This is a genomic window from Rhodothermus bifroesti, assembly GCF_017908595.1.
Classification (GTDB): domain Bacteria; phylum Bacteroidota; class Rhodothermia; order Rhodothermales; family Rhodothermaceae; genus Rhodothermus; species Rhodothermus bifroesti.
In genome coordinates this window covers 205,624-223,243 of sequence record NZ_JAGKTL010000005.1, presented here as the reverse complement: position 1 = coordinate 223,243, position 17,620 = coordinate 205,624, and the positions used below count along the sequence as shown (strand labels likewise).

At 57.2% G+C, this 17,620-nt stretch carries 14 protein-coding genes; 1 reads left to right on the top strand and 13 read right to left on the bottom strand.

Features of this window, described 5'->3' with window-relative positions:
• Positions 1-19: 19 nt before the first annotated feature.
• Genes J8E65_RS11865 through J8E65_RS11845 form a run of 5 tightly spaced genes read right to left on the bottom strand, consistent with a single transcriptional unit; the run spans position 20 to position 6,223 of the window.
• Complete coding sequence (locus J8E65_RS11865; protein WP_210376355.1) at positions 20-1,192, bottom strand: Gfo/Idh/MocA family protein; 1,173 nt, start codon at positions 1,190-1,192, stop codon at positions 20-22.
• 13 nt (positions 1,193-1,205) lie between these two features.
• Positions 1,206-2,063 (bottom strand): sugar phosphate isomerase/epimerase family protein, encoded by an 858-nt coding sequence (locus J8E65_RS11860; RefSeq protein ID WP_210376353.1) that lies wholly within the window; start codon positions 2,061-2,063, stop codon positions 1,206-1,208.
• 21 nt (positions 2,064-2,084) lie between these two features.
• Entirely contained in the window at positions 2,085-2,750 is a 666-nt protein-coding gene (locus tag J8E65_RS11855; protein WP_210376351.1) for a gluconate 2-dehydrogenase subunit 3 family protein, read from the bottom strand.
• Between the two features lie 18 nt (positions 2,751-2,768).
• Complete coding sequence (locus tag J8E65_RS11850) at positions 2,769-4,490, bottom strand: GMC oxidoreductase (RefSeq protein WP_210376344.1); 1,722 nt, start codon at positions 4,488-4,490, stop codon at positions 2,769-2,771.
• Between the two features lie 14 nt (positions 4,491-4,504).
• Positions 4,505-6,223 (bottom strand): GMC oxidoreductase, encoded by a 1,719-nt coding sequence (locus J8E65_RS11845; RefSeq protein WP_210376342.1) that lies wholly within the window; start codon positions 6,221-6,223, stop codon positions 4,505-4,507.
• A gap of 177 nt (positions 6,224-6,400) precedes the next feature.
• On the opposite strand from J8E65_RS11845, the gene J8E65_RS11840 reads away from it, so the two are divergent.
• On the top strand, positions 6,401-7,645 hold the full coding sequence (locus tag J8E65_RS11840) for a Gfo/Idh/MocA family protein (protein ID WP_210376340.1): 1,245 nt from the start codon (positions 6,401-6,403) through the stop codon (positions 7,643-7,645).
• Between the two features lie 53 nt (positions 7,646-7,698).
• On the opposite strand, the gene J8E65_RS11835 is transcribed toward J8E65_RS11840, so the two are convergent.
• The 8 genes from J8E65_RS11835 to J8E65_RS11800 form a co-directional block, all read right to left on the bottom strand.
• Positions 7,699-9,033: a Gfo/Idh/MocA family protein gene (locus J8E65_RS11835; protein ID WP_210376338.1), complete on the bottom strand. Its 1,335-nt coding sequence runs from the start codon at positions 9,031-9,033 to the stop codon at positions 7,699-7,701.
• A gap of 13 nt (positions 9,034-9,046) precedes the next feature.
• A complete protein-coding gene (locus J8E65_RS11830; protein ID WP_210376336.1) occupies positions 9,047-10,444 on the bottom strand; it encodes a Gfo/Idh/MocA family protein in 1,398 nt (465 codons plus the stop codon).
• Positions 10,445-10,447: 3 nt separating this feature from the next.
• Positions 10,448-11,158: a 3-keto-disaccharide hydrolase gene (locus tag J8E65_RS11825; protein WP_210376334.1), complete on the bottom strand. Its 711-nt coding sequence runs from the start codon at positions 11,156-11,158 to the stop codon at positions 10,448-10,450.
• A 12-nt stretch (positions 11,159-11,170) separates the two neighbouring features.
• Positions 11,171-12,085, bottom strand: coding sequence for a sugar phosphate isomerase/epimerase family protein (locus J8E65_RS11820; protein ID WP_210376332.1), 915 nt, complete (start codon positions 12,083-12,085; stop codon positions 11,171-11,173).
• 16 nt (positions 12,086-12,101) lie between these two features.
• Positions 12,102-13,364 (bottom strand): nucleoside permease, encoded by a 1,263-nt coding sequence (locus J8E65_RS11815; RefSeq protein ID WP_210376330.1) that lies wholly within the window; start codon positions 13,362-13,364, stop codon positions 12,102-12,104.
• A gap of 132 nt (positions 13,365-13,496) precedes the next feature.
• The gene (locus J8E65_RS11810) at positions 13,497-14,696 is read right to left on the bottom strand and encodes a tetratricopeptide repeat protein (protein WP_210376328.1); all 1,200 of its coding nucleotides are present in this window, start codon (positions 14,694-14,696) and stop codon (positions 13,497-13,499) included.
• Positions 14,697-14,701: 5 nt separating this feature from the next.
• Positions 14,702-15,964 carry a tetratricopeptide repeat protein gene (locus J8E65_RS11805; RefSeq protein ID WP_210376326.1) on the bottom strand — a complete coding sequence of 421 codons (1,263 nt, stop codon included), beginning with the start codon at positions 15,962-15,964 and terminating at the stop codon, positions 14,702-14,704.
• On the bottom strand, positions 15,904-17,619 hold the full coding sequence (locus J8E65_RS11800) for a CRTAC1 family protein (RefSeq protein WP_210376324.1): 1,716 nt from the start codon (positions 17,617-17,619) through the stop codon (positions 15,904-15,906). The genes J8E65_RS11805 and J8E65_RS11800 overlap by 61 nt, the downstream gene beginning before the upstream one ends.
• Between the last annotated feature and the right edge of the window lies 1 nt (position 17,620).

Below are 17,620 nucleotides of genomic sequence, written 5' to 3'. Positions count from 1 at the left end.
AAGCGTTTACGTTTGGCATTCATGCTCCTGGGGGCGTGTAGCGGGCATCGACCCATGCGCGGCGACGGCCGCTTTCAAGCGCAGTCAAGATGAAATGCACGCCGCGCGCGCCATCCTGAACCGTTGGAAAATCGAGATCTAGGGGATCTGGCTTTTCACCCGCCAGGTGCGCCTTGAGCGTCCGAGCAAAGTTGAGGTAAATGTTAGCAAAGGCCTCAATAAAGGCTTCGGGATGGCCTGAAGGCAGGCGTGAAGCGCGGCGGGCTGCTGGCGCCAGGTAGTCATTTCCGCGTTTGTATACCTGCTCCGGCCGATCGGGATAGCGCACGTATAGGTAGTTAGGCTCTTCTTGGTGCCACTCCAGTGCGGCTTTTTCGCCGTAGATGCGAATGCGCAGGTTATTTTCTTCTCCTACGGAAACCTGCGAGGCGTAGAGGATGCCGCGCGCTCCGTTTTGGTAATGTACGAGCAGGTTGGCGTCGTCTTCGACCTTACGGCCTGGCACAAACGTAGTCACGTCAGCACAGAGCCGGTCCAGTTCAAGTCCCGTAATGTAGCGGGCCAGGTGTTCGGCATGAGAGCCAATGTCGCCAAGGGCGCCGGCCCCTGCCATCTTTGGATCGGTGCGCCAGGCAGCCTGCTTCTGGCCCGTCTGTTCCAGCGGCGTAGCCAGCCAGCCCTGGGGGTACTCCACCACGATTTTGCGAATCTCGCCCAGCAGTCCTTCCTGCACCATAGCCCGGGCCTGCTTCACCATGGGGTAGCCCGAGTAGTTATGCGTAAGCGCAAAGAGCACCTTGTGTTGCGCAACCAAGCGGCACAGCGCTTCTGCTTCCTCCAGCGTGGTGGTCAGCGGCTTATCGCAGACCACGTGGAAGCCAGCTTCAATGAAGGTTTTGGCGATGGGATAGTGGAGGTGGTTGGGCGTAACGATCGCAACAAAGTCGATGCGTTCTTCTGGGGGCAGGGCTGCTTCTTTTTCGGCCATCTCCTCATAAGAGCGATAGACGCGCCGCGGGTCCAGGTGCAGCACGGTGCCCATCTGGCGCGACTTTTCCGGGTCCGAAGAGAAGGCCCCAGCAACCAGTTCGATTTCACCATCCAGGGCAGCGGCCTTGCGGTGCACTGCACCGATAAAGGCACCTGGTCCGCCCCCAACCATGCCATACCGAAGTTTACGGTTTAGTGGCATTGCTTCTTGCGGTTTAGAAGGTTAGTTGCGACAGGTATTCATAGCTGCGGCGGATGCTGGCCAGCGGATCGGCCGGCTGGTCATGCTCTACAAAATAATGCTGGAGCTGCACGCCTGCCGCCTGCGCGAAAATCTTCACAAAATCGATCGTTCCCTGCCCTACATCCACCATTTGCCGGTCGGCTGTCATGTCTTTTACATGGCAAAGGGGGAACCGTCCCGGATGCTGCTGGAAGTAGACCAGCGGATCAAAACCGGCATAGGTGATCCAGTAGAGGTCCAGTTCCATTTTAACCAGCTCGGGGTCGGTTTCGGCCAGCAGCACGTCGTAGGGGACCTGGTCGCCGATGCGTGCAAACTCGAAGTCGTGGTTATGGTAGGCAAACTGGACGTTAGCGGCTTTGCAGGCTTCACCCCAGCGGTTGAAGCGTTCTGCCCAGCGTCGGTAGTCGTCGATCGTCTGACGCTGCTCGGGCGGTAGCCAAGGCACAATCACATAGCGGTGCCCCAGCGTATGGGCAGCCTCGAGCAGGGCGCTTAGGTTTTCTTCGAGCATCTGGAAGGGGACGTGCGTGGCTGGCGCCGAGAGCTCTAGTTGGTCGAGCATTTGGCGCAGCTCTTGGGGCGTGTAGTTGTAGTAACCGGCAAACTCCACTTCGCGGTAGCCGAGCTGCGCTACTTGCTCGAGCGTACGTGGTACGTCCTGCTCCATGAGCGTCCGCACCGTATAGAGCTGCAAGCCGATGCGTTCCAGCCGGCGGCTACCACCTGCCGTTGATGACGCCTCTGGGCGGTCGCAGCCTAGGCTTGCCCAAGCCAAGCTACCCAAAGCTAATCCGCCTGCCGTGCGCAAAAAGTTTCTCCGGTCCATAGCATCTTACAGGTCTTAAGCTTATGCCCAAGCGCGCCCGAGTTCAGCATAGGGCACGCATGCATCGTAGCGCCCTGGCACGAGGTTCAGGCGCAGCTCCTGCGTTGCGCCCACTTCTGAAGTGTAGTAGCCCACGATCGTTAGCTCTTTCATTACCCGGAAAAACGGCCGCAGCTCGACCGTCAGCGTGCGTGGCGGACGTCCTTGCGCAACGTCTTCGGCCGACGTGTCTGGCCCATCGATGATTTGTCCGGTCGTGCGGTCGATGACCACCCGTCGCGATTGGGCCTGCCGGGCTTCCTGCTCCAGCTCCTCCAAGAGTTGCACTTGTTGGGCTTCCGCAAGCTGCACAAACGACCGTTCAAACCGCTCCCTGGCCATCGTATCCACGCGCTTCAGCTCAGCCAGAAAATGCTCCCGCTCGGCTGCATACATCCAGTCCGTCAGCATCCGGTCAATGAATTCCGGCACCCCGGCTGCCTTTGCCCCTGGCGTATCCGTCTCCGGAATGATGAGCTCGGCAATCGTACTGACCAGATCGTACTGATCGGAGGCCAGCGTCTGCGGCTTGTAAGCTCCTGGAGCTGAACCTGCCCGGCACCCTCCTAGAACGCCGGCAATTGTCGACATCGACAGCGCCCCGCCCGCTAACAGGGCCAGACGCTTCAGTGCTTCTCGTCGGTCCATACGGCTATCGAATCGCTGTTACAAATTACCTTTTTTGAGTTGTTCAACGGCATAGTGCGCTGCCCGCGCCGTCAGCGCCATGTACGTAATCGACGGATTCTGGCAGGCCGATGAAGCCATGCAGGCCCCATCGGTTACAAACACATTCGGCACATCGTGCATCTGGTTGTACGCATTGAGCACCGACGTCTTCGGGTCCCGACCCATCCGCGCCGTACCCATCTCGTGAATGCATAAGCCCGGATGAGCGTACTCAATAGCATCGTAGACCTGGATATTCTTCGCACCTGCGGCTTCCAGCATCTCGGCTGCGCTCTGCGCCATATCTTTGCGCATAGCCAACTCGTTTTCGCTCCAGGTGCAGTGAATCCGCAACAGCGGCATGCCCCAGGCATCCGTACGCTCCGGGTCCAACTCCACATAGTTCTCATAGCGCGGCAGCATCTCACCCCAAGCGCCTAACCCCATGATCCATGGCCCTGGGTCTCGCAATGCCTGTTTGAGGGAAACACCAAAACCTTGCATGTCAATTCCCCGGTCCCATCCTGCCCGGTAAGCCCCTCCCTGGTAGCCAAAGCCGCGCAGATAGTCTGAACGCTTTGAGGCCTTATCGCCTAGATTTCGGAAGCGGGGAATGTAGATGCCATTCGGACGATTGCCATAGTAGTACTTGTCCTCAAAACCAGGAATCTCCCCGGTGGCCCCAACCACAAAGTGGTGGTCCATGAGGTAGTGGCCTAGCACCCCACTCGAATTCCCCAACCCATTCGGAAAACGACGCGACTTCGAATTCAACAAAATCTGCGTCGTCGCCAACGTCGAAGCACACAAAAAAATCACCCGACCATAAAACTCCAACATCTCCTTCGTCTCCCGATCAATCACCCGAACCCCAACCGCACGGTCCCGCTCCTCATCATAAATCACACTGTGCACAATGCTGTTCGGACGCAACGTCAAGTTCCCCGTAGCACGCGCCGCAGGAAGCGTCGCACTCAAACTCGAAAAATAGGCGCCTGGGGTGCATCCGCGATCACAGGGACCGCAGTAGTGGCAGGCGGCGCGGCCGTTTAGGGGCTGCGTCAGAACAGCTACCCGTCCGATAGTCATCTTGCGACCAGGGAAAGCCCGCTCAATGCGCTCCTTCACGTGCAGCTCCACACAGTTCATCGGCATCGGCGGCAAAAACTGCCCGTCCGGAAGCTGCGGCAACCCTTCGGCCTGACCACTAATGCCCGCAAAACGCTCCACATAGTCGTACCACGGCGCAAGGTCCCGATACCGAATCGGCCAGTCTACCCCAAAACCATCCCGCGCATTCGCCTCAAAATCCAAATCACTCCAACGGTAACACTGCCGGCCCCACATCAGCGAGCGCCCTCCCACACGGTCGCCCCGAATCCAGATAAACGGTTCAAGCTGAATGTAGGGATTTTCTTTATCGTTGATAAACAAGTGCTTGGTATCCTCCCGGCAGGCGTAGCAGTTTTTTTGGATGGCGTACGCTTCGTCAAAGAGGCTGCGCTCACCGCGACCCCGGAAGGTAAACTGCCACGGGGGCAGGTGTTCGGTGACGTAGTCTTTGCCGTGCTCCAGCGGTCGACCGCGTTCCAAAACCAGCGTCTTTAGGCCCAGCTCGCAAAGCTCTTTGGCTGCCCAACCGCCCGAGATGCCCGAGCCTACCACAATTGCATCGTACACCTCAGGCTGTCGCGCCACATACACGTTCTTTTTAACCATAGGCCTTGCCGGTTTTAGAGGTTACCCTTTTTGAGCTGTTCAACGGCATAGTGCGCTGCCCGCGCCGTCAGCGCCATGTAGGTAAGCGACGGATTTTGGCACGCTGCCGAGGTCATGCAGGCCCCATCGGTTACAAACACATTCGGCACATCGTGCATCTGGTTGTACGCATTAAGCACCGACGTCTTCGGGTCCCGACCCATCCGCGCCGTGCCCATCTCGTGAATACCTTCACCGGGCTTATAGTCGTCAATGAAAGGCCGCACATTTTTTCCACCAGCCGCTTCCAGCATTTCTGCGGCTGCATTGGCCATGTCTTCTCGCATCTTGAGCTCGTTTTCGCTCAAGGTGCAGTGAATCCGCAACAGCGGCATGCCCCAGGCATCCGTACGCTCCGGGTCCAACTCCACATAGTTCTCATAGCGCGGCAGCATCTCACCAAAGCCGGTAAGGCCCATGCGCCAAGGCCCCGGATCCCGCAATGCCTGTTTGAGGGCAACACCAAAGCCGTCCATTTCCGCACCACGCCACCAGCTACCCCGACTTGCGCCTCCCTGATAGCCGTAGCCCCGTAAGAAGTCTGGATGCCGCGTTGCGCGATCCCCTAGGTTTCGGAAGCGGGGAATGTAGATGCCATTCGGACGATTGCCATAGTAGTACTTGTCCTCAAAACCAGGAAATTCGGCACTGGCTCCTACCTTGAAGTGGTGGTCCATAAGGTAGTGGCCTAGCACCCCACTCGAATTCCCCAACCCATTCGGAAAACGACGCGACTTCGAATTCAACAAAATCTGCGTCGTCGCCAACGTCGAAGCACACAAAAAAATCACCCGACCATAAAACTCCAACATCTCCTTCGTCTCCCGATCAATCACCCGAACCCCAACCGCACGGTCCCGCTCCTCATCATAAATCACACTGTGCACAATGCTGTTCGGACGCAACGTCAAGTTCCCCGTAGCACGCGCCGCAGGAAGCGTCGCACTCAAACTCGAAAAATAGGCGCCTGGGGTGCATCCGCGATCACAGGGACCGCAGTAGTGGCAGGCGGCGCGGCCGTTTAGGGGCTGCGTCAGAACGGCAGCCCGTCCGATGGTCATCTTGCGACCAGGGAAAGCCCGCTCAATGCGCTCCTTCACGTGCAGCTCCACACAGTTCATCGGCATCGGCGGCAAAAACTGCCCGTCCGGAAGCTGCGGCAACCCTTCGGCCTGACCACTAATGCCCGCAAAACGCTCCACATAGTCGTACCACGGCGCAAGGTCCCGATACCGAATCGGCCAGTCTACCCCAAAACCATCCCGCGCATTCGCCTCAAAATCCAAATCACTCCAACGATAGCTTTGCCGGCCCCACATGATCGATCGGCCACCGACCTGATCTCCGCGGATCCATAGGAAGGGCTTGTCTGGATCGTACACATAGGGGTTTTCCCGGTCGTTAATAAAAAAGTGAATATTGTACTCGTTGACCGGACCGGCTTGCAGCTGGATGTAGTGATCTTCCAGCATGCGTTTTCGGTCTTCCTGACCGCGGAACGGCGTCTGCCACGGGGGCAGGTGTTCGGTGATGTAGTCTTTGCCGTGCTCCAGCGGTCGACCGCGTTCCAAAACCAGCGTCTTTAGGCCCAGCTCGCAAAGCTCTTTGGCTGCCCAACCGCCCGAGATGCCCGAGCCTACCACAATTGCATCGTACACCTCAGGCTGTCGCGCCACATACACGTTCTTTTTCATAGGTCATCCACCAAAACGAAAGCCCTTTCATCAAAAGAACGGATAGAAGATAGGATTTTAAAGACTCTTTACGCAAACCTTGAAACCGGTTCCAATGCAGAAAGAGGGGCTTCTTTTTTGTATGTTGTGGATCTATTTTACAGGTTACTTGGGAAGAGGAATCAATTTGGGCCGCTTATGAAACGTCTTGGCGTTGGCTTTATTGGAAGTGGTTTTATTACGCGATTTCACATTCAGTCTTGGCAGGCTGTACGGGATGCCGATATTTTGGGCATCTGGAGTCCTAATCGCGCTCATGCCGAAGCGGCGGCAGCGCTAGCGCGTGCGCTGCACGTTGGGGAAGCCCGCGTTTTTGACTCGATTGAAGCGATGGTGGCCGATCCAGCCATCCATGCGATTTGGATTTGCGGTCCCAACCACAAGCGCATTGAGAACCTGGAGGCCATTGTCGACACGCTAGCGCGTGGTAAGGGCGAGCTTATTGGTGTGGCTTGCGAAAAGCCCCTGGCCCGGAATGTGGCCGAAGCACGGCGCATGGTGGAGCTGGTCAAGCAGGCAGGATTACTGCATGGTTACTTAGAAGATCAGCTTTTTACCCCTGCAATTCGACGCGGCCGGGAAATCATCTGGAAGCGCGGTGCAGCGTTGACCGGTCGGCCTTATCTGGCTCGTGCAGCGGAAGAGCATAGCGGGCCGCATGCTCCCTGGTTTTGGTTTGGCCATCTGCAAGGGGGTGGTGTGCTGAACGACATGATGTGCCACAGCGTTGAGGTTGCCCGCTTTTTGCTTACGGAGCCGGGTGCGTCGCGCCAGAGCATTCGTCCAGTTAAAGTTACTGCCCAGATTGCCAGCCTGAAGTGGTCTCGTCCCGAGTATGCTGCCTGGCTTCGGGAGCATATGGATGCTCGTTTGGATTTTGAGCGGCACCCGGTTGAGGATTTTGCGCGTGCGACCATTGAATTTGTGGATGAGGCCGGCCGCACGCTGATTGCTGAGACGACCACCTCTTGGAGCTATGTTGGTCCGGGGCTGCGGCTTTCGGCCGAGCTTTTGGGTCCGGAGTACTCGCTGCAGGTGAACTCGCTGGACAGTGGTGCCCGGCTGTTTTTCAGCCGACGTGTGCAAGGCGAGGCAGGCGAAGACCTGGTCGAAAAGCAAAACGCTGAGCAAGGCTGGATGCCCCTCGTAGGCAACGAGGCAGCGGAATACGGCTACGAGTGGGAAAACCGCTACTTTGTACGCTGTTTCCTTGAGGGTCGTCAGCCTGAAGAAGATTTCCAGGCAGGCCTCGAGGTTGTCGAGCTCCTGATGACAGCCTACATGAGTGCCGAGCAAGAGCGCACGCTGCCTTGGAAGCCAGAAGGGTTAGAGACTTTTGTGCCCGCCGTTGCACAGGGCAGCTGGCAACCGGTCCTACGGTGAGCGCTCTAGGCTTGAGGTCCAAATCAACTGCTCCCTAGCGCATCGTAGACACTCTACAGATGCCAGCCGTTGCGATAGACGGGACGGAGGTATTCCTCTGGCACTGTTAGGTTGGTCACGCGCATGGTTGCAGCATCCCATTCAATGGTGCCGCCTGCACGAATGGCCAAGTTGCCCAGCAGCACCATTTCCGTAAGCGGTCCAGCGTAATCTGGAAAATTGGAACCAGCCTGAGTGCCGTTTTTACAAGCATCGATCCATTCTTGGTAGACACCTGGAGAGCGGGGATAGCGCGGGGCAGGGGCCGAGGCAATCCATTCCTGGTGGCGTTTTTCGGGGACCAGGCGAGGGTTTTCGCCGTAGGTGCCGGCAATGAGCACGCCTTCGTCGCCAATGAACATTTGGCCGCTGTCCATCGGCGGCCAGGGTTTGTCGGCTTCCCACTGAGGTGGGCGCGGGGGTGCCAGGTTGCCATCACGCCAAACCACGTGAAGGGCTGGGCGATTGGCTCGGGCAGCAAACTCGTATGTTACGCGAGATACCAGGGGGGCTGTCTCGGGGAAAACAGGCGTGGTTTCGGCCGTCACGCGCACCGGATCGCGCAGGTCGAAAGTCCAGAACGCGGCATCCATGATGTGGCAGCCCATGTCGCCCAAAGCCCCGGTGCCAAAGTCCCACCATCCTCGCCATCTGAAGGGTACGTAGGCCGGGTGATACGGTCGCTCAGGGGCGGGTCCCAGCCACAGATCCCAGTCCAGCGTAGGCGGGACATGGTAAGCCTCCATGGGCCGTGCAATCGCTTGCGGCCAAATTGGACGGTTGGTCCAGAAGTGGATCTCGCGCACTATGCCGATTGCGCCAGCCTCGATCCATTCGCGAATTTGGCGTGTGCCTTCGCCGGCATGGCCTTGGTTGCCCATTTGCGTGACCACGCGGTGCTGGCGGGCCGCTTCAGCCAGGCGGCGGGCCTCATAGATCGTACGCGTAAGCGGCTTTTCGCAGTAGACATGTTTCCCCATCTGGATCGCCATCATTGCCGCTACGGCGTGCGTATGGTCGGGGGTGGAGATGACGACGGCATCGATGTGCTGGCTTTCCCGCTCCAGCATGATCCGAAAGTCTTTGTAGCGCGGCACGTTCGGATACGTCCGGTAGATTTCGGCAGCCCGCTCGTCGTCGACGTCACAAAAAGCCACCAGCGTTTCGCTGGCTACGCCGCGCACGTTTGCCGCGCCCCGACCTCCTACCCCGATGCAGGCTATACCCAGCTTATCGCTGGGAGGTACAAAACCACGGCCTAGCACATGTCGGGGCACGATCGTAAAGGCCACGCCAGCGGTTGCCAATTGTCCCAAAAACTTACGCCGTGAAATACCTTGATCCGCCATGGCTTACGTCCGTTTAGGTGAGCTGCATGGTTTGCGGATCCCATCCAATGACCCGATGCTCAAGGTAGCTTGTGTTCGAAAGTAAGGCAGGTGCAGCAGCCCTAAAACCAAACGCACCATCTTCGACCACTTTGCCCCGTGTGCGCACGGCTTCAAAAAAGTTGCGGAAGTGGTCGAGCCGGTCGTCATAACCGGGTGGTGCTTGATAGACCACTTCTTGGGTTTCTGATACCTCTCGCTGCGGGGGGTTTTCGGCCCGGAATGCTTCCAGGAGTTGCCGCTGCATGGCTTCTGGGAACGTCGAAAGCGAATTCCACCCGCGAAATTCCTGTTCGCTTAGGCGGCGGGGAGGTAGCTTTGAAAGCCGTACCTGATTCCAGCCGATTTCAATCATGCCTTCATCTCCAATAAAGCGGAAGGCTTCCCCACCTCCTCCACCGTTGGCAAAGTTTACCTTGAGCGAGAGCGTAAAGGAAGGATGGGATTCGGTGTCGGGATACTCATACAAACCGGCCATCACGTCGGGCACGTCGCGGCCGTCTTTCCAGAAGCGCAGTCCACCAGAAGCGTAAATGTGGGTGGGGCCTAGGGCATCGAGCACGTAGTGAATGCCGGAAAACAGGTGCACGAACAGGTCGCCTGGGATGCCTGTGCCATAGTCCCAGTAGTTTCGCCAGCGGAAAAAGCGTACGGCATCGAAGGGCCGCCGCGGGGCGGGTCCTAAGAAACGCTCCCAGTCAACGGTTTGCGGCGAAGCATCCGGCGGGATGGTGTATTGCCAAGCGCCAATGGCCGAGTTGCGATTCATATAGGCCTCGACCATGTTAAGCTGGCCGATAGCACCAGCGCGGAAAAGCTCTCGGGCTTTGGCGTAGAGGATGGAGCTGACGCGCTGGCTGCCTACGATGAGCACACGTCCAGTGCGCCGCTCGGCCTCAATCACCCGCAAGCCATCCTCGATGCGCTGGACCATAGGCTTTTCCAGGTAGACATCCTTGCCGGCTTCCATCGCCTCGATTGCGATTTGGGCATGCAGGTGGTCTGGTGTGGAGATGACCACAGCATCGACATCGGTTCGTGCTAGCACTTCGCGATAGTCCCGCGTGGTGAACACCTCAGGGCCGAACACTTCTTTGGTGCGCACGAGGCGTCCGTCGTAGCAGTCGGCTACGGCTACAAGACGCACGCCAGGGATCTGCAGCGCTGTACGGGCATTCCCGAAGCCCATGATGCCCATGCCGATCATCCCCAAGCCGATCGTGTCAGAAGGTGGCCCTGGCCGCAGGGGTTCGGGATGCAACATTTCTGCTTTTGAGGAACGCGCAAGCACCCAAGGTCCTACGCTTACGCCCAGAAGCGAAGCAGCGCTCCAGCGCAAGAAATCGCGCCGCGATGGTTCAGAACGTTCCATGGCTCAGGGATTCAGTGGACGAATGCGAATGTTGCGATACCAAACCGGATCGCCATGATTCTGGAGGGCGATATGCCCTTGACGTGCTTTGCCAAAATCAGGATAAACTTGAAACTTACTTGCTGCCACACGGGCATTCCAGTCGTCGCTGCCCAGCGTGTACGTGACGACGTTGCGGCCGTTAAGCCAGTGTTCCACGTGCGTGCTGTCGACCACAATGCGCGTATGGTTCCACTCCCCTGCGGGTCGCACAGCGGCTGGATCGGTCGGATAGAGTGCATAGCAAGCCCCAGCACTGGTTTTGGGGTCATTGCCATCGGCATGACCAGCGTTATCCAAGATTTGGTATTCCGGCCCACTCATCCATGGGGCCTCGTAAGCCTCGGTGACGCGGTACATGATGCCGCTGTTGCCTTTTGGAGCGACTTTCCACTCTAGCTCCAGCACAAAATCGGCAAACTGCGCCTTGGTCACCAAGTCGCCGCTGCCTTCACCGGTGCAATGCAGCGAGCCGTCTTCAGCAATTTGCCAGCAAGGCGGAATGGTTTCGCTTTGGTAGCCTCGCCAGGCATCCAGGCTAGTGCCGTCAAACAGGACGATCCAGTCAGCACTCGTATCGGCCACTGGGGCCGAACCCGAAGGGTTATCGGAACGGGACGGTGTGCACGCGGTCAGTAGCACAACGACAGGAAGCAAGGGAGCAATCTTTATCATTGGAGGTTTGGTTTATTCTTCGGAAGAAACAGCCAAAGCATCGCGCACGCGCTCCAAAAGGGCTTTGGTAGCCCGAATGCCCTCCATCTCCTCGAGCCGGTTGCCTTCGTACTCGATACCGATGTAGCCGCGATAGCCGGCGTCGTGCACGATGCGCAGCAGCCGGTAGTAATCCAAGCGGGTTTCGTTTCCCTGCGCGTCGAAGTCATGGGATTTGGCGCTCACGCCTTTGGCAAACGGCATGAGCTCAGCCAGCCCCTGATAGGGATCGTACCAAGTGTCGGCTTCTATGCGCCAGTTGCCAAAGTCCGGCAGCGTACCGCAGCGGGGGTGGTCGACCATACGGATGACCCCAGCCAGCCAGGCCCCATTGCTGGAAAGCCCACCGTGGTTTTCCACTATCACGTTCAGTTCATACTCAGCGGCAAACTCAGTTAGCCGGCGCAGCCCATCGGCAGCCAATTTTTGCTGCTCTTCATAGGAGCCTTCGCTGGCAGCATTGACCCGGATAGAATGACATCCTAGGAAACGTGCGGCTTCAACCCATTTGTAGTGATTTTCCACGGCCTGGCGGCGCTTTTCGGGATCCGGGTCACCGAGTCGACCTTCCCGGTCGCACATAATGAGCAAGCTGCGGACCCCTTCCCCTTCGGCACGCAGTTTCATTTCCTGCAAGTAGGCCTGGTCTTTTGCGCGGTCAAAAAAGAACTGGTTGACGTACTCTACAGCATCCAGGCCAAACGTGCGTCGCGCAACCAGCGGGAAATCCAGATGGTCGAGCTTTCCCCCAAAGATTGTGCGGTGCAGTGACCATTCAGCCAGCGAGATCTTAAACCAAGGCTCATCGGCCGAAAATGCCCAGCGTGGCATCATTGTACTGGCCACCACGCAGGCAGCCGTATGGCGCAGAAAGTCACGTCGGTTCATGGCATGGATTTTTGGATTACTGTTCTGCAGTAGTGGCTTGGGGAGCTGTTACCGGAGCCCGTTCTACGCGATCGTTAAAGAGCAGTCCAAAGCCCACCATAACCACAGCCGCAAAGGCAGCTGGGATAAACCAGAACTGCTGCCACTGAGCCAGGGTTAGGTCCGAGGCGCCGTTTAGAAAACTGTTGTACACGTTACCAGCCACTTGAGCGCCAATCAGCATACCGACGCCATAGGTTACCAGCACCAGCATTCCCTGCGCCTGGCCGCGAATTTCTGGCGTGGATTTTTTATCCACGTAAATCTGGCCAGTGACAAAGAAAAAGTCATAGCAAATGCCGTGCAGCAGAATACCCAGGATGATCATCCAGAAAATTGTATCGGGGGCAGCCAGCGCAAACAGCACGTAGCGCAGTACCCAAGCGCCCATGCCAACCAGAAGCATCCATTTGACGCCCAAGCGGGCAAAAAACAACGGCATAAGTAGCATGAAGATCACCTCAGACATTTGGCCGAGTGTCTGTGTGCCGGCAATGTTCTGAAAGCCCGTAGCTTTCAGGAAAAGCTGCGTGAAGTTGTAGTAAGCCGCCAGGGGAATGCAGATTAAAAAGGAACTCACAAGGAACACGTAAAAAGGCCGGCTGCCCAGTTGCTGCAGAGCGTCGAGCCCTACGATGCTGCGTATCGAGACACGCTGCCCAGCAGCAGGCGGGGGTGTATGGGGCAGCGTAAAGCTATAAAGCCCCAGAAGGATGCTGGCCACCGCGGCCGTGTAGATGGGCATAGGTGTCTGCTCAGGCAAACGCCCATCCGTCACCAACGCTTTAAGCACAAAGCTGACAAATAGTCCAGCTATAATCCAACCGATTGTACCGAAGACGCGAATAAGCGGAAATTGCTTTTCTTGGCTTTGGATATTGTGAAAAGCGAGCGAGTTGGCTAGGCCCAGTGTAGGCATGTAGCAGAGGTTATAGAGCAATAACAGCAAGATAAACGCCACAGGTGTGCTGCTAAACTGCGGCACCAGCAGCATCACGAATCCTCCCAGCAGATGAAGCACGCCCAGCACCTTTTCAGTAGCAAAAAACCGGTCGGCCACCAAGCCCAAAAAGAAAGGAGCGACAATGGCTGCGATGGGGTTAACCGTGTACGGCCAGTGCGTAAGGGTTTCCATACCTTCGGCGGTCATGTACACAGCTACCGACGTATACCAAGCTCCCCAGATAAAGAACTGGAGAAACATCATGGCACTTAGCCGTGCGCTAAGAAAGTTTTTCATAGCTACGGTGGGCTTAGGTTTTCGAGAAAGCGCTATCCTGAAAACGTGAAGAGATTTTAGAGCAAAACAATCGATAAAAACAAGTCCCTAGATAGGGACTTTCTTGTTGGAAGCGTTCCCATGCTTACACCGCTAAGGGCGCGCTAGGCGGGCTAGGTACCGACGTGCAGCTGGATGCTCTGGATCGTAACGTAACACCTGTTGCCAGGCATGCCTTGCGGCTTCGCGTTCGCCGCGCAGAGCATAGAGAATGCCCAAATTCAGCCAAGCGTCGGCAAACGTAGAGTCGATGGCCAGCACCTGCTGGTAGGTGGCTATGGCCGTGAGCGTATCGCCCTGCACAAAGTGCAGGGCAGCTACGTTGTGCAAAATTTCAGGATTGTTCGGGGAAAGAAAGAGCGCGATGGTGTAGGCACGCAGCGCTTCGTCGTAACGTCCCAAGCGGCGCAGTACAGATCCTAATGCAGCAAATGCGTAGGGATTGCCGGGTGTGGTTCGCACGGCTTCTTCCATCATCTGCAGTTGGGCATTCAGTGGCCGGAGCTGTTCTGCGCGCCGAAGGGCAGCTTCGCCAGCTGCGCGCTGTCCCAATCGTAAGAGCGTCTGACCTATGCTATACTGGATTGCGGCATGCCAAGGCCAGGCCGTCGCGGCTTGTTGGAGATACCGAAGGGCCTCTTCGAACCGTCCGTTTTTCATCAGCAGCTCGCCCAGCAGATAATTCGTCTCGGGGCTAGCTGGGCTGAGTTGCTGCGCCTTTGCGGCATAGGGTAAAGCCGCTTCAAAGCGGCCCTCATTGTCCAGCAATTGGGCCATGCCGATATACGCAGGTACGTAGCTGCTGTCTAGGCTTAAGGCTTGCTGATAGGCGTAAGCAGCGCTGTCTACTTGGCCGAGTTCACGATAAGCCCGTCCTATAGCTTGCCAGGAAGCCGCACCGGGGTGGTGTTTGAGTTCATTATGGTACAAGCGTATGGCTTCACGGAATTGATGCTGCCGTGCTTTAAGATTGGCCAGGTTATGCCAAGCGCCTTTAAAGCGGGGATTGCGGCGTAGCACCTCCTGGTAGGCAGCCTCGGCTTGTGCAAACTGGGCCATTTCAGCATAAAGCCGTCCACGCAAAAACGCAATTGCTGGCTCGTCCGGATCGTATCGGGCAGCGCTGTCTGCCAGAGCCAATGCTTCGGCAAAAGCATAGCGCTCGAGTGCTGCCTCGGCGCGGAGCAGAAAGTACTGCACGCGCTTATGAACCGGCCGCTCTTTTGCGCCTGGCTGGTTGCAGGCGACAAGTGCGAGGCTGATCAGGCAGAGTAGGGCAAAGCAGGGTTTCATTGCGCTCAGGGGAGTTGTCGCAAATACGTTTGGGCTAGCGTGTGGGAGGGGTTCAGCTGCAGCGTGCGCTGCCAGGCCCGGCGGGCAGCCTCTCGGCGGCCAGTCATCGCGTAGAGCACGCCGAGGTTGAACCAGCCTTCGGCAAAGGTAGTATCGGCTTTGACGATGCGCTCCATGCCAGCTAAGGCACTTGCGGTATCGCCCATGGCCAGGTAAAGCTGCGCTAAGTTGCTCAGCAAGGCCAGATTCCCTGGAGCTAAGCTCAAAGCTGTCTGTAGCGCTCTGTAGGCCTCCTCTAGATAGCCGACCTGCATAAGCTGGCGCGCATAATTGGACCAAGCTTCGGGATCGCGAGGACTTAGTTCAACGCGTCGCTGTGCCAAAAGAAGTGTTTCGGTTACACGCTGCAGCGAATCGGCTTTTTGCAGATAACGTTGGCCCTCAGCGGTTTGTCCTAAACCGATCAAAGCGCGGCCCAGGTTATAGGCTGCACCGTCATGTCCCGGCCAGCGGCGTGCAACTTCCTCCAGAAGCGGTCGGGCTTCTGCAAAACGTCCCAACTGTACCAATAGGGCGCCTACGTGGTAGCGATAGGCGATATGCTCTGGGTGCTGCAGCAAAGCTTTTTGAGCATGCTTTAGGGCTTCTGCATAACGTCCTTGGCGCTCGAGCACTTGGCGCAGGCCGTCGTGGGCTTCGGCAAACGTGCTATCGATGGTCAGCGCCTGGGCGTAAGCACTTCGCGCACTGTCGTCTTGCGCTAACCGCTCGTAAGCGCGTCCCATTTGGGCATAGATGGCGGCAAGCGCGCGTGGGTCTACGGTTACTTTACGTGCCAACGCCAGCTCTTGTCGGTAGTAGTGCAGGGCTTCGCGGTATTTTCGGGCCAGTGCAGCGTTTTGCCCCAGATTAAACCAAGCGCCTGCGTAATCGGGTTGCACCGCCAGTACGCGGCGAAAAGCGGCTTCGGCTTCTTCGTGGCGACGCTGTTGCATATAGACCAGCCCACGTGCAAAATGCACATCAGGCCATTCAGGAGCATATTGGGCAATGCTATCTGCCAGCGCCCATACCAGGGCATAGGACTGCGTTGCCAGCGCCTGTTGCAGGCGGGCCAGATAGACTTGTGCTGGTGGAGGCAGCTCCGGCCGCGAAGCAGGCTCCGGGTAACAACTGCTTAGCAGGAATGCTGCAGCAACACCCAGCCTTATCGTTTGCTTCCAGGAAGCGGAAGCGGCTCGAGGCCTTTGGCTTCGATTACGCGCCATGCACTTTGCGCCGGTAGTTGTACCCATCGGTCAATTTGGCCGCTAGGCCATAGCACAAACAGCGAGTCAATTTGCCGGGCTGAGCCTAAACCAACTGTTAGGCGATATTCATGCTGAGAAAGATAGCTGCTCCCTCCATGGACACGGCGCTCTTGTCGCTGGCCATTTGCGTAGAGGATTAGGTGTGTGCCTAGAGCGTTGCGGTTACTGCGCGTTCCCTGCAACTCAAGCTGCACGCTATAAGGCGCTCCAGGACTTCCTGGGTTTACCCGGTTACGCCACAAATGTACCGGGCCACCATTTTCAATGAGCAGCACATCGAGATCGCCATCGCGATCATAGTCGGCATAGGCAGCCCCGCGCCCCAAAAGCGGTTGTGCTAGTGGTCCTTGGGGTGGCCATGCTTCAAAAATACCCTCCGCACGCTGCATAAAAAGCTGAGGACGTTGCCGAAAGGTTACGCCATCCTGTACCTGTTCGATCGTTTCCTGGATATGGCCATTGCAGAGCAAGAGGTCGAGTCTTCCGTCCAGATCCGCATCAAAGAAAAACAGTCCAAATGTTAAGCTCAGCAGGGTCGAAGAGCCCAGTCCAACCTGTGGGGCCCGATCAATAAAAACCCCTTGATCAACGTACTGAAAAAAAGCGACCATTTCGTTGGAAAAATTACCAATCGCAATGACCGGTGTAGCCGTTGTGCCGATAAACCCTACATCGATCCCCATGCCTGCTCGAGCGCGACCATTGGCGTCAAAGGCAATACCAGCGGCAAGGCCTTGCTCGGTAAAGGTCCCATCGCCATTGTTGATAAAAAGCAGGTTGCGTTGCGTGTCGTTGGCCACGACAAGATCGGGCCAGCCGTCGCGATTTACGTCCAGCTCGGCAACGCCAAGTGTTTTGCCAGGCATGGCAGCAAAGCCGGCTTTGTGGGTTTGCTCAGTGAAGGTGCCGTTGCCGTTGTTGCGGAAAAAGCGTCCCGACACCCCTGGGTACTGACGTGGCGTGCAATAATCTTTATGTACCCCATCAGTTGAGCAAAACAAATCGGTCTCTGGGGTCCAGTCCACATAGTTTCCGTAGAAGAGATCCAGCCATCCATCTCGATCGGCGTCCAAAAAAATCGCTGCAGTGCTCCATTGCGCATCGCGGGGTAATCCGGCCTCACGGCTGACTTCGATAAACCGTCCTCCTTCATTCCGAAAAAGCAGGTTTGGCCCTAGGGCTGTAAGGAAAAGGTCCATATCGCCATCGTTATCGTAGTCAGCCGCTGCGAGTCCCATCCCATAGGCTGTATAGCGATCCAGCCCTGTTTTCTCGGTCCAGTTTTCAAATGTGCCGTCGCCCCGGTTGCGATACACGGTCAGGGCAGGCAATGCAGGCCCGTGGCCAGGCCAGTGGGCACCGGTGACCAGCACAATGTCGGACCAGCCGTCCCCATCGATGTCTACAAATCCGCCCCCTCCGCCAAGGCTTTCCGGCATCCATTTTTTGCCGAATGCACCGGTTTGGTGGCGAAAATCAGCCAGGCCGGCTTCAGAGGTGACTTCTTCAAAAAGCGGTGTATCGACATCGGTTGCTGGTTCAGGAGCGTGACATCCCCATCCAACAAGGAGGATCCCCCAGAGGCCTAGATAACATCCCAGCTGCTTTGCCATG

What these genes read in the sequence shown, in the direction of transcription:
- J8E65_RS11865 (WP_210376355.1), bottom strand. Translation starts at nt 1,192, where the DNA reads ATGCCACTAAACCGTAAACTTCGGTATGGCATGGTTGGGGGCGGACCA.
- J8E65_RS11860 (WP_210376353.1), bottom strand. Translation starts at nt 2,063, where the DNA reads ATGGACCGGAGAAACTTTTTGCGCACGGCAGGCGGATTAGCTTTGGGT.
- J8E65_RS11855 (WP_210376351.1), bottom strand. Translation starts at nt 2,750, where the DNA reads ATGGACCGACGAGAAGCACTGAAGCGTCTGGCCCTGTTAGCGGGCGGG.
- J8E65_RS11850 (WP_210376344.1), bottom strand. Translation starts at nt 4,490, where the DNA reads ATGGTTAAAAAGAACGTGTATGTGGCGCGACAGCCTGAGGTGTACGAT.
- J8E65_RS11845 (WP_210376342.1), bottom strand. Translation starts at nt 6,223, where the DNA reads ATGAAAAAGAACGTGTATGTGGCGCGACAGCCTGAGGTGTACGATGCA.
- J8E65_RS11840 (WP_210376340.1), top strand. Translation starts at nt 6,401, where the DNA reads ATGAAACGTCTTGGCGTTGGCTTTATTGGAAGTGGTTTTATTACGCGA.
- J8E65_RS11835 (WP_210376338.1), bottom strand. Translation starts at nt 9,033, where the DNA reads ATGGCGGATCAAGGTATTTCACGGCGTAAGTTTTTGGGACAATTGGCA.
- J8E65_RS11830 (WP_210376336.1), bottom strand. Translation starts at nt 10,444, where the DNA reads ATGGAACGTTCTGAACCATCGCGGCGCGATTTCTTGCGCTGGAGCGCT.
- J8E65_RS11825 (WP_210376334.1), bottom strand. Translation starts at nt 11,158, where the DNA reads ATGATAAAGATTGCTCCCTTGCTTCCTGTCGTTGTGCTACTGACCGCG.
- J8E65_RS11820 (WP_210376332.1), bottom strand. Translation starts at nt 12,085, where the DNA reads ATGAACCGACGTGACTTTCTGCGCCATACGGCTGCCTGCGTGGTGGCC.
- J8E65_RS11815 (WP_210376330.1), bottom strand. Translation starts at nt 13,364, where the DNA reads ATGAAAAACTTTCTTAGCGCACGGCTAAGTGCCATGATGTTTCTCCAG.
- J8E65_RS11810 (WP_210376328.1), bottom strand. Translation starts at nt 14,696, where the DNA reads ATGAAACCCTGCTTTGCCCTACTCTGCCTGATCAGCCTCGCACTTGTC.
- J8E65_RS11805 (WP_210376326.1), bottom strand. Translation starts at nt 15,964, where the DNA reads ATGGCGCGTAATCGAAGCCAAAGGCCTCGAGCCGCTTCCGCTTCCTGG.
- J8E65_RS11800 (WP_210376324.1), bottom strand. Translation starts at nt 17,619, where the DNA reads ATGGCAAAGCAGCTGGGATGTTATCTAGGCCTCTGGGGGATCCTCCTT.